Source organism: Aquiflexum balticum DSM 16537 (genome assembly GCF_900176595.1).
Lineage (GTDB): Bacteria > Bacteroidota > Bacteroidia > Cytophagales > Cyclobacteriaceae > Aquiflexum > Aquiflexum balticum.
In genome coordinates this window covers 2855071-2867763 of the sequence record NZ_LT838813.1, presented here as the reverse complement: position 1 = coordinate 2867763, position 12693 = coordinate 2855071, and the positions used below count along the sequence as shown (strand labels likewise).

Sequence of the window (12693 nt, the reverse complement as noted above, 5' to 3'; positions counted from 1 at the left end):
GTACAAAACTGAAACAGGAATTGCTTTATAAATGGAAAAATTCAAACATCTGATACTTAAAAAAACCATTATCAATAAATATCAAATAATTATGATCCACATTTCATTCTAAAAATCATATCAACTTTTTATTCTCCTTATGCCTGTCCTTGTCCCTGATGTTTTTTTTCTCAAAGTTCTTTTGAAGCGCATCTGTCAGGTCAACTCCTGTTTGATTGGCCAAGCACATCAGGACCCAAAGCACATCAGCCATTTCATCAGCCATATTGACTTCTTTATCCGACTCTTTGAAAGATTGTTCTCCGTATTTTCTGGCCATTATCCGGGCCAACTCCCCTACTTCTTCCATTAATATAGCGGTATTGGTCAGTTCGTTGAAGTATCTGACACCGACAGTTTTGATCCATTCATCGACCAACTTTTGGGCTTCCGATATGGTGATATCTTTAGACATTTAATCGGTTATACGTATAGGTCACCAAAGTATTTACCCAGGCTTGGGACTTATAGTCATAAATCCTTTGTGGCACAGAAACTTTAATCTGAAATTGATTCACTAACTCGATAGCTGTAACCTGCCCGATTTCTGTAGTGGCTGTATAATTTTTGATTATGGAGAATTCTCTGCTTTCCTGTATATATTCCACACTGAGAGTCTTCGATGAATTCACATATCTGATCAAAGGAATATTATCAGGGAGGGTGGTAAGTAAAGAAGGCTGCATAAATGTAATATTGAATACCTCAGGGGTACCCCAAAAAAATGTGAGCAATACATTATCGAAATTGACACCTTGCGATTCCTCTAACTGCTTTTTCATATCGCTGGTGGCTTCTCCTACATTCAGAAAATCAAATTGGCCATCCGTTTCAATCTTTGTCAAAAGATAAGCCCCATAAAGACTGATCATCGGCTCTTCCGGATCAGAATTGCAGGAAACAATATTTAGCAAAAAAATCAAACCCAAAATTCCCAAAGGAATAATTTTCATTTTTTCAAACATAATCTTCACCTTTCTTTTTAGCATCATTGACGAATTCCCTGAATTTTTTTTCCCCGTCTAATTTACAAATCAACAAAACATTTTCTGACTCATTGATAAGGTAATTGTCCAACCCCTCTACTACGACCAGCTTTTGGGGACTGACTTTGATGAAAGAGTTTTTGGTATCATACAGAATTGCATTGGCTTCGACTACATTATTGTTTTCATCTCTATTTTGAATTTCATGAAGACTGAACCATGACCCCAAATCCGACCACCCAAACTCTCCTAAAACTGTATAAACCTCATCGGCTTTTTCCATGATACCGTAATCTATGGAAATATTTTTGACTAAAGAATAAGCCTTTTTGATAAAAGCCTCTTCCTGGGGCTTATTGTAATGGACCATTCCTTCTTCAAACACTTCCGAAATATCCGGCATGTAATTCTCAAATGCCTTTACAATACTTTTTACTTTCCAAACAAACATCCCTGAATTCCAGACGAAATCTCCGCTTTCAATAAATGCCTTTGCAAGTTTAACATTTGGCTTTTCTGTGAAAGTCTTCACCTTTTTCACAGGATTCCCATGATTACTGATATATTGAATATACCCGTATCCTGTCTCAGGCCTATTGGGTCTTATCCCCAAAGTAATTAAGCGATCGTCCTGGTCTGCAGCTTCTATTGCAATTGCCATCGTACTATAAAAATTTCCCTCCTGAATGATCAAATGATCAGCTGGCGTGACTATAACCTTGGCTGATGGGTGTTTTTTAAGGATACGGTAACTTGCATAAGCTACACAGGTGGCGGTATTTCTCCGCAGCGGCTCGATGAGAATCTGATCTTTGGGTATATCCGGAAGTTGCTCTTCAACTAATTTATAGTATTTCTTATAAGTGATCACATAAAAACGGGACTTATCGGACAGTTTCACAAACCGGTCATAAGTCATCTGCAACAAGGTCCTCCCTGTGCCAAGTATATCTAAAAATTGTTTGGGTCTATTGTATCTGCTGTAAGGCCAAAACCGGGAACCGATTCCTCCTGCCATTATCACAACATATGGTTTATCCTGCATCTGGTTTTTTTAAATGACCGATTAATTCATACATCTATCAATATGTAAAAATACCTATAATTATCCAACATTGAACTCCCAAATTCTGAGTTTCATTTTGAACAAATTATACCTGACTTAATTTTTACAGTAAAATTTCAAATGAATGTTATTATAGTAAATTGAGAGAAATGGACGTTGATTTACAAATAATTTTGGTTTGATTTTTTTTTGGATGGGTTTTCAAACTCATCATCAACTAAAACAATCATACCTGAGACGAAAATGTATATCGTTTGGTTAAGTTTAATGACGGAACTATTAATAATTTTTGTTAACTTCAAACTTGCTGATGAATTGCCTAAATTTAGATCAAATGTAGAAAAAGAAATCCTTTAATATTTATTGGATGTCAGTGAAGATAATATTGTAATGAAATGACAGCTGTGGATCAAAGTGTAAAAGAAAAATTAAAAAAAATATTCGGTTTCAATCAGTTCAGAGGAACTCAAGAGGCTATTGTAGAAAATGTTTTAAGTGGCAAAAATACTTTTGTCATCATGCCTACAGGTGCGGGCAAATCGCTTTGTTATCAATTCCCTGCCGTAGTAAGTGATGGTACAGCCATTGTTATATCTCCTTTGATTGCCTTGATGAAAAATCAAGTGGATCAATTGAATGCATTTGGCATCAATGCCCATTTTCTAAATTCAACGCTAAATAAATCCGAAACAAACAAAGTCAAAAAAGAGGTACTATCCGGTAAAACCAAGCTCCTTTATGTAGCTCCTGAATCCCTTACCAAAGAAGAAAATGTACTTTTCCTTAAAGAAGCAAAACTCAGTTTTGTTGCTATTGATGAAGCACATTGTATTTCTGAATGGGGACATGACTTCAGACCGGAATACAGAAAAATCAAAACCATCATAGCCCAGATAGGTTCACATTTACCGGTAGTGGCACTAACAGCCACCGCCACGCCCAAAGTTCAGCAGGACATACAGCGTAATCTTCAGATGGAAGAAGCTGATTTATTTAAATCTTCTTTTAACCGAACCAATCTTTATTACGAGGTAAGGCCAAAGCTAAAAAATGAAACCAAAAAGCAAATCATCAAATACATCAAAACCCACAAAGGAAAATCCGGTATTATTTATTGCCTGAGCCGCAAAAAAGTGGAAGAAATTGCTGAGTTGCTGAAAGTAAACGGGATCAATGCCGCCCCTTATCATGCCGGACTCGATCAAAGTGTCCGGGTCAAAAACCAGGATGATTTTCTTAATGAGGAATTGGATGTGATAGTTGCCACTATTGCTTTTGGAATGGGTATCGACAAGCCTGATGTGCGCTATGTAATCCATTATGATGTTCCAAAATCATTGGAAGGATATTATCAGGAAACAGGACGGGCAGGAAGAGATGGATTGGACGGGCACTGCCTGATGTTTTACAGGTATGAAGATATCGTCAAGTTGGAGAAATTCAACAAAGATAAACCGGTGACAGAAAGGGAAAATTCCAAAATTCTACTGGAGGAAATGGCTGCCTATGCAGAAAGTTCTGTTTGCAGAAGGAAAGTTCTTCTTCATTACTTTGGTGAATACCTGGGTGAAGATTGTGGTTTTTGTGACAACTGTAAAAAGCCAAAAGAAAAATTCGAGGGTATGGATTATTTGCTTTCTGCGATTGCAGCTGTGAAAGAAACCAACAACAGGTTTAATCTAACCCACATCGTAAATGTAATCAGAGGGGAGCAGAATGACTATATCAAAAGCTATGGACATGATAAGGTCTCTGTATTTGGCAAAGGTAAGGATGATGATGAAAAATTATGGAGAACTGTCATCAGACAGGCAATGATTATTGACTTTCTCGAAAAAGACATTGAAAATTATGGAGTCATAAAAATCACTGAAAAAGGTGAAGAATTTTTAAAAAACCCTTATTCCGTCTCTTTAAGCAAAGACCATAATTTTGAAGAAGTGGAAGAGGGCACCGCTACAGACGAAATGCCAAGTGGAGGAATAGCTTACGACGAAAAGTTATTTGAATTACTCAAGGCAGAAAGAAAAAAAGTAGCAAAATCAAAAAACCTGCCACCCTATGTGATTTTTCAGGATCCATCTTTGGAGGAAATGGCTACTGTATATCCTACCACCAAAGAAGAATTGGCCCAGATAAATGGGGTGGGAATGGGAAAAGTCACTAAATTTGGTGCGTCCTTTATCAAACTTATTGAAAATTACGTTGAGGAAAATGACATCATTACCGCCTCAGATGTAGTAGTCAAAACAGCAGGAAACAGATCAAAAGTAAAAATATCCATTATTCAGCAGGTGGATAGAAAAGTCAACTTGGATGAAATTGCAGAAAATCTGAATATTTCCATGTCCGAACTTATCGGAGAAATAGAACAGATCATCTATAGTGGCACCAAGCTCAATATCAACTATTATATTGAGAATATCATGGACGACGAAAGAGAAGATATTCTGAGTGAATATTTTATGAATGCTGAGTCCGATAATATAAAGGCGGCATTGGAAGAACTTGAAGACGAGGATTTTGCGGAAGAGGAAATCAGAGTGTATAGAATCAAGTTCATTTCAGAGCATGCCAATTAATAAAGAATTTGTTTGATGAATATATTATTATTAGGAAGCGGGGGAAGGGAACATGCCTTTGCCTGGAAAATCGTAAACAGTCAGAACTGTAGTAAGTTGTTTGTAGCCCCTGGAAATGCAGGTACGGCTTCAATTGCAACAAATATCCCTATATCACCAACTGATTTTGATGCCTTGGCTGACTTTGTGCTGGACAACAAAATTGAAATGTTGGTAGTTGGACCCGAAGAACCTTTGGTAAAAGGCATTGTCGATTTTTTTCAAAATCATCCCAAGCTGAATTCCCTGCCCGTTATTGGGCCAAGTGAAATTGGAGCAAGACTTGAAGGGTCCAAAGATTTTTCAAAACAGTTTATGCAAAAGCATGGGATCCCAACGGCTTCCTATGGGACATTTACAAAAGAAAATATAACAGAGGGATTGGAATACCTTAAAAACCATTCCTTACCTATTGTGCTAAAAGCCGATGGTTTGGCAGCGGGGAAGGGTGTTTTGATCTGCCAAAGCCATGATGAAGCGGCAACAATCTTCAAGGAAATGCTATTGGAGAAAAAGTTTGGAGAAGCTTCGTCCAAAGTTGTAGTGGAACAGTTTCTGAATGGCATAGAGTTATCCATTTTTGTAGCTACGGACGGAAAGGATTATAGAATTTTACCTGAGGCCAAAGATTACAAAAGGATTGGAGAAAATGACACGGGATTAAACACCGGTGGCATGGGTGCAGTCAGTCCCGTGCCTTTTGCAGATAAGGTATTCTTACAAAAAGTTGAAGACCGGATTGTAAGACCAACTATCAAGGGATTGGAGGAAGATGGGATTTTCTATACAGGTTTCCTCTTCATTGGACTTATGAATATTGAAGGAGAGCCTTATGTAATTGAATATAATGTCCGTATGGGCGATCCCGAAACAGAAGCTGTGCTTCCAAGAATTAAAAGTGACTTTGTAGACCTTCTCTATGCGATAGGTACAAAAAACCTTTCTTCCTACAAAATAGAAATCCAGGATTTTACCAGCACTACCATAGTAATGGTAGCCGGCGGCTATCCGGAAGACTATAAAAAAGGAAATCAAATAGCCGGATTGGATAAAGCAGGAAAAGGAAATAAATCCATTATATTTCATGCAGGTACAAAATTGGGGGAGTCAGGGGAAATCCTGACCAACGGCGGGCGCGTAATGGCAATAACGGGTATTGGACATGACCTTGAGGCAGCATTAGTGAATGCTTATCAAACTGTCTCTGAAATTTGTTGGGATGATTTATACTTCCGTAGAGACATCGGACAGGACATCCTTGAATTAAATAAATAGATAAACCCAAATCACGAGGAGACCAAGTCTCCCTAAGTATATAAAAAATTATGGCAGGATGTAGTAGCTGCTCTACCACCACAGGATCAAGTGGAGGCTGTAACAATAACGGCACATGTGGTACGAGCGATTGTAATAAAATGAATGCTTTTGATTGGCTTTCCCATATGGGAATCCCAACAGTAGATAAATTTGATATTGTAGAAGTCAAATTCAAAGGAGGGCGAAAGGAATATTATAGAAATGTGGATTTTCTTCCGCTGACGACAGGTGATCCAATCGTGGTGGATGTTCCCAACGGCCATCATATAGGCTATGTATCCCTTCAGGGGGAATTGGTGAGACTTCAGATGCAAAAAAGGAAAATCAAAAACGATGATAACATCCTCCGCATTTACCGTGTAGCAACTCAAAAGGACCTCGAAAAATGGGAAGAAGCCAGAAATCGGGAAATACCTACATTGTACAGAGCTAAACAGATCATCGATGAAATGAAGCTTGAAATGAAGCTTTCTGATGTAGAATTTCAATCCGATAATTCCAAAGCCACATTTTTTTATTCCGCAGAAGACCGGGTAGATTTCCGTGAGCTGATCAAATCTCTCGCTTCAGAATTCAAAATCCGGGTTGAGATGAGACAGATAAGTCTCAGGCAGGAAGCAGGAAGACTTGGAGGGATTGGAGTCTGTGGCCGTGAATTATGTTGCTCTACCTGGATATATGAATTCAAAAGCGTGAATACTTCTGCTGCAAGGTATCAGAATCTTTCCCTTAACCCATCCAAACTATCAGGGCAATGTGGCAGGTTGAAATGCTGCCTCAATTATGAACTTGATACTTACATGGCAGCATTAAGTGATATACCTGAAGTAGAAAAACCTCTTCAAACTGAATTGGGTCCTGCGAAACTTCAAAAAACCGATATTTTCAGGAAATTGATGTGGTTTAGCTACAACAATGACAATAACTGGCATTCCATAACCTGTGAAAGAGTGAAAGAAATCCAGGAACTCAATGCCAAAGGTACCAAACCTGCCAACCTGACAAGTGACCACACCAGAGAACTTGAAGACAAAATTTCAAAATCAAATCTTGAACTTGAAATCCTTGACAAAAAATTCGCTACCACCAAAAAATCAAAAAAGAAAAAGAAACCCCGCCCCGATAATAATAATTCAAACGTTAAAAAAGAATCTCCTTCAGGAAGTGTCCAACCTACACCTCGAAGCAATCCGAATCAGAACAGACCTGGAAGAAACAAACAAAGAAGGGACAACCCAGATGCTAAGTCAAGTGGACCACCTATCGAAGCGCAATCTGACAAAAGCAAAAACCCGGAAAGCACTCCAGGTCAAAAGCCAAAAAATAAAAGAAACAACAAAAGGAGGTTCAATCCTAAAAACCGAGGAGATCAAAACCAAGGACAATAGTATGGCTTTCAAAATATCTGGAATTGTACTCGCTTCAATTTTATTCCTTATGGGCTGTGACAGCAGCAGACTATATGAGGAATACCGCGGAATGGATTCGGGGTCATGGAATCTGACTGATACTGTGACCTTTGTAGTCCCGAAACCATTGCCTGATTCTAAGACCCTATTGGCTATAAAGTATAATAATGAATACGAGTTCAGAAATCTTTATCTGACCTATTTTCTGAAAGATAGCCTTAATCAAACTATAGAATCCCAACTCATAGAAATTCCTCTTTTTGACAGCAAATCGGGAAAACCTCTTGGGAAAGGGTATGGAAATACATTTACTAAATTCGACACCATTTCCATTAATTCTTCTGAAGTCTTTTCCTCTATACAGATGGTGCAGTATATGAGAACAGATCAACTAAAGGGGATAGAATCTTTAGGTTTAAAAATCCTCAAAAATTCATACTAAGGCCCCATTAAAGGTTTGTCCATCCAATATTGCCTGCTAAAATAAAATCTAAATGGCCAGCCTTTTTCTTTAAGCTGCATAGGATGATAAACAAATGACTCCTTCGTTCCCAAGGAATCATACAGCCTTTGATCATCGGTCAGAAGTGCCTCAACATAAGTGTCTTTTTCTTTCAATGCCAAATCCATCCAAGTAGAAGAAGCATACCTTTCCAAACTGTATGCTTCATAGTTCCCCGCTATTTTATCACTCAGAGACCATGTTCTATCAAATCGATATAAAGGCGGCGGAGGGATTTCAAAGGACTCTCCTCTACTGACTTTTTTCACAAAATCAATATAATCCTTCAACATATGTATCCCCTCATTTTTCAATTGATCGGCATTAAAATCTCTTGACCGTAAACTTGTTACCAAAGTAATCTTATTTTTTGCCCGTGAGATAGCAACGTTCAATCTGTTTATCCCACCTTTTTTGGAAAGCAAACCAAAGTTGGCTATTAATTTCCCTTTTTTGTTCTTGGCATAGCCGACCGAAAAAATAACCCAATCAAATTCATCCCCCTGAACATTCTCAATATTTTTTACAGCAAGCTTTTCAAGGTTTATATCCTCTTCTTTCATCAATAGTTCCTTGATATATTCCATCTGGAAATAGTTGAAAGTAATCACTCCTATAGAATACTTGGGGAAATCTTTTTGAATTGATTTTACTTCGTTCAATACCGCTTCGGCTTCTTCCATATTTACCTGCTTATCCCAAATACCCTCTACCCTTACCAATTTAAACGGGGATTCACCTGCATTTACCAGTTCAAGGTGTGCAAGCATCTTCAACCGGTTTTCGTAGAAGCGTTGGTTCGAAAAATGAATCAAAGCAAGCTGACTGCTTCTGTAATGTCCCTGAAGCCAGAATTTCTGAAAATAAGCCGAAGCAAGCTCCAACAAGGATTCTGACTCCATTTCCAATCCCTCTTCCTCTGTTTCAAATCTTGTCTGATAGAGATCAAAAGGCCGCAACTGATGGGAGTCTCCCGCAACGACCAACTGTTTACCCCTGAACATGGCCGGAAGCCCTCTTTCAACATAACATTGCGAAGACTCATCAAATATCACCAAATCAAAGCACTGCTTTAAAGGAAAAAGTGCAGAGACAGTTTCGGGAGAAGCCAGCCAGCATGGAATCAATTTGAAAATCTCCTCCTCAAAGGTCTCTACCAATTTTTTAATACTCCAGATCCGTTTTTGCTTACTGACCTGATGCCCCAGTTCTCTATACGTCAGAAGGTTGTTCAATCTATTGAATTCAAGCTCTTTATAAGTAAATTCCCTTACCCTTATCTCTGCAATATATTTTGATAGTTTCCATTTTTCTACCACAGCATCCATAAATTCCTCTTGAATCTGAGTGGTTTTGGCCGAAACCACTTCCGTAAGAATGGGATATTTGGTTTCAATATGACCAATCCAACTCATTTTCAAACCTGAAAGAAAAAGCTGATTCAAATCCCCGAACTCTTTTTCCGGAAAACTATTCAGTAATTTTTCCATCACATTGATATCCTGAGCCTTTAGCCTTTTTCTCAATCTGTCAAAGGCTACCAATTCATCAAATACAAAAGGAACCTCTGATTGAATGGTACCATAGCCATCTTCCATTTTCAATGCGAACAAATGCTGTATCTGTATTTTTGTCAGATAAAGAGACCAATAGGGTATCTTATTTTCCAATTCTGCCACATGGCCCAAAACCTGATGAAGCCTATCCAACAAGTCTTGGGGGGAATTGATATCAGACATCAAAAAAGAACCTAATCCTCCCAAATCTTTGAAAACGTTTTTTGCTTTAAATGCTTCCTTGTAAATAGAGGCAGCATGATTGAATGTAGAAAAATCAAATGGCTTTTGGGGAAGTTCAATCCACGGCTTTCTGGACAATAAGGTAAACTGATGATTGAGATTCATCCTGTTTTCCAGTTTTTTGATCAGGATATTGACACCGTAACTACTGTTTTCAAGTTCATTCAATATCAGCAACCTATATATTGGCTGGAATCTTTTCTTTTTCCAAATCAAGGAAAAATGTTTTCGCCAACCTTTTTTACGGTTTAAAAATTCTATGGCCAACTGCAAAAAGCCCTCTGCCTCCTTGTCATCACTGAACCATTCAACCCCTTCTTCTGCCAGTAAGGACTTGATAGAATCAAGCTTATGTTCGAGCCAAAGCAGATCGATTTCCGGTTTGGGAACATTTCGCAATGACCAGAAACATTCCAAACTTCCTTCATGTTCCAGTAACCGGATCAATTCGGCCAATTTGTCTTTTTGCTCAAAGAAGGAAAATAGAAAGGAAGAATCGTATTTTTCAAGAACAGAAAAATCACGCTGAAATTTTTCTTTCGCTTCCAATATCTCCGACAATACTTCCTGGATTCTTCGGGTAACGGAAGTGTCAAACGCGCTAAAATCAACACGGTGCAACCAAAAGGATTCGGGTTTTTGAAATTTTCTGAAATACCCCTCGAATTCCCTGAAATCTCTCAAAAAATCATCAACCCTTCCGGCATGGTATTTTCTGTAAAATTGGGTCATATCAAATGCTTCATCCGAAAGCTTTGAGCCCAGATAAAGTTCTTTTACAGGAACCCCGCATTCTTCGGTATTGAATAGGGCTTTTTTAAGTGATGAAAAGTATTCGCTATGAGTATCAATCAGCCGTGAAATCTGCACGAATTTTCTTTCCAATTGAATGGCATCAATCCCATTATTCAGGTCTTTATAATTGTCAATAGAGCGAATCTGAGCCAAAATTTTTTGATACAGGTTTTTTCGATCAGACCTGAAATCGTGAACCAGTGCCAAAAAAGCCCCAAATCCTTCTTTTGTCAACCTATTGAATACCACATCAAGCGCAGCTCTCTTCTGGGAAACAACGAGCACCTTTTTGCCTCTTGCTATATAATCCACGACAAGATTGCTGATTAATTGGGATTTGCCTGTTCCTGGAGGACCCTCTACCACACAAGAACGTCCCTCCCTTACTGCTTTGACAACTTCCTCCTGACTGGAATCCAATGGAAAAATCGTAAAAATCTGATCTTCCCGGATAGGATTGGGTTGTTGGTCCTCGGGCGCATACAGCTTGTAAAACATACTCTCCAGATCCGGTACATCCTGTTTTTGGATCAACTCTTCATAATCCTGAATAAGAAAACCTGATTTCTGGGAATATTGACCTAATACGGCATAAGGCTTCAGTTCAAGCTTCCCCGTTTTCATTTTTTCTTCATCCCTGCCTTTGGAAGAGTCTGGAAATACCTCAAGCTTATTTTCATATAGCTCCCGGGTGAAATTCAAGGAGAATTCATTTTCCAACAAAATATAGAGTTCATTTCTAAAGGCTACAGCATCGGAGGAAAAATTTTCAAGCGGATTTTCATCCCCAAATTTATTAAGGTCCTTACTATAAGCCTGAGAATATGCAAGTACAAAAGCTTTATTTAAAAATGGACTTTCACCTTGCTTTCTCACCCAATACCAATGATTCTCTTCATTGACCAATTCTACAGGAAAAAACATCAAAGGACATCTAATGACCTGCCCATTGAGCAGTTTCCCTTCTACAAATGGCCAAGCTACAAACAAACTCTTCTCCCCTGTTTCTTCTTCAGCTATATGAACCAGATTTTTCAATCTTTTCAGCTTTTGGGAAATCAGATTGACGTTCTTATCTCTTGGGTCCGATTGGGGGATTATAGATAGTTTATTCCTTTTACAGATCAATCCTTCAATATAATCAAATGAAGGATGGTGATTGATAAAATCAAAATCCTTGAGATCTATCATTTGATTAGAAATCAATCTTGGTAAATAAATGGCCCTGTTTCTACCGGAAAGATCTACCAGTCTGTTGAGATATACCTGAAGAACGTTTTTGAGCATAGGTGACTATTTGAAAGGAGAATCCTTTTCTTTGGCCATATGGTTATATACGATACCATCCATAATTCCCGGAATCCATTTGTTCAGAAAGACAGCGAGTTTGCCTTGACCTGTCAAAATCAAATCTCTTTTTCTTTTAAGAGTAGCATTTAATATCGCCTGGGCGACTTCCTCAGCAGTCATCATTTTCTGTTCCTCTCGGGGCGATTCTCCCTGTATGGTACCATCAGCAGTAAGGGCACTGTTGCGGATATTGGATGCAGTAAATCCGGGACTTGCAACAAGTATATGAACGCCCCTCTTCATCACCTCTGTGCGCAAAGATTCAAAAAATCCGTTCATGGCAAATTTACTGGCTGTATAGGCTGTTCTTGCGGGGGTACCACGATACCCATTGATCGAGGAAACCCCGACAACTGTTCCTTTTCGTTTCAATATTTCGGGCAGGCAGTATTTGGTTGCATAAACAGTCCCCCAGAAATTTGTATCCATCACCTTATGAAAAACGGCAAGATCCAAATCTTCAAAAAGAGCACGCATGGAAATGCCTGCATTGTTGATCAGAATATCTATTCTACCAAAATGAGCAAGGGTTTCACTCGCAATCTTTTTATTGTCTCCTTCCAAAGCCGCATCTGCCAAAACACCTAAGGCTTCAATACCTTGTTGCTGGAGTTTCAACAGGGAATTGTCCAGTTTGATTTGTGAACGGCCCGTGATTACTATTTTGGCTCCTTCTTTTCCAAATACCAAGGCACAAGCCTCTCCAATTCCTGATGTTGCTCCGGTGACAATGACAACTTTATCCTTCAATTTCATTTTATCGGTGATTTCTCCTTAAAGATAAAAATTTAGGCTAAAGTCATCGACTA

9 protein-coding genes are annotated in these 12693 nt (G+C 38.6%); 4 read left to right on the top strand and 5 right to left on the bottom strand.

The annotated features are described in order from the left end of the window. Positions 1 to 115: 115 nt before the first annotated feature. The 3 genes from B9A52_RS12215 to B9A52_RS12205 are packed head-to-tail and all read right to left on the bottom strand — an operon-like array spanning position 116 to position 2070. Entirely contained in the window at positions 116 to 454 is a 339-nt protein-coding gene (locus B9A52_RS12215; protein ID WP_197687287.1) for a nucleotide pyrophosphohydrolase, read from the bottom strand. Continuing rightward, on the bottom strand, positions 447 to 992 hold the full coding sequence (locus B9A52_RS12210; protein ID WP_157370137.1) for a hypothetical protein: 546 nt from the start codon (positions 990 to 992) through the stop codon (positions 447 to 449). The genes B9A52_RS12215 and B9A52_RS12210 overlap by 8 nt, the downstream gene beginning before the upstream one ends. Positions 993 to 996: 4 nt before the next feature. Next, a complete protein-coding gene (locus B9A52_RS12205) occupies positions 997 to 2070 on the bottom strand; it encodes a mannose-1-phosphate guanylyltransferase (RefSeq protein ID WP_084120728.1) in 1074 nt (357 codons plus the stop codon). Positions 2071 to 2495: 425 nt separating this feature from the next. On the opposite strand from B9A52_RS12205, the gene recQ reads away from it, so the two are divergent. From recQ to B9A52_RS12185, 4 genes are all read left to right on the top strand, one after another. Then, the gene (gene recQ, locus B9A52_RS12200) at positions 2496 to 4673 is read left to right on the top strand and encodes a DNA helicase RecQ (protein WP_084123494.1); all 2178 of its coding nucleotides are present in this window, start codon (positions 2496 to 2498) and stop codon (positions 4671 to 4673) included. Between the two features lie 15 nt (positions 4674 to 4688). After that, complete coding sequence (gene purD, locus B9A52_RS12195) at positions 4689 to 5987, top strand: phosphoribosylamine--glycine ligase (protein ID WP_084120727.1); 1299 nt, start codon at positions 4689 to 4691, stop codon at positions 5985 to 5987. 140 nt (positions 5988 to 6127) lie between these two features. Next, positions 6128 to 7417, top strand: coding sequence for a PSP1 domain-containing protein (locus tag B9A52_RS12190; RefSeq protein WP_084120726.1), 1290 nt, complete (start codon positions 6128 to 6130; stop codon positions 7415 to 7417). A gap of 1 nt (position 7418) precedes the next feature. Beyond that, positions 7419 to 7880 (top strand): gliding motility lipoprotein GldH, encoded by a 462-nt coding sequence (locus tag B9A52_RS12185; protein WP_084120725.1) that lies wholly within the window; start codon positions 7419 to 7421, stop codon positions 7878 to 7880. On the opposite strand, the gene B9A52_RS12180 is transcribed toward B9A52_RS12185, so the two are convergent. After that, the gene (locus B9A52_RS12180) at positions 7877 to 11821 is read right to left on the bottom strand and encodes an AAA domain-containing protein (RefSeq protein WP_084120724.1); all 3945 of its coding nucleotides are present in this window, start codon (positions 11819 to 11821) and stop codon (positions 7877 to 7879) included. The genes B9A52_RS12185 and B9A52_RS12180 overlap by 4 nt on opposite strands. A gap of 6 nt (positions 11822 to 11827) precedes the next feature. After that, complete coding sequence (locus tag B9A52_RS12175) at positions 11828 to 12640, bottom strand: SDR family oxidoreductase (RefSeq protein ID WP_084120723.1); 813 nt, start codon at positions 12638 to 12640, stop codon at positions 11828 to 11830. Between the last annotated feature and the right edge of the window lie 53 nt (positions 12641 to 12693).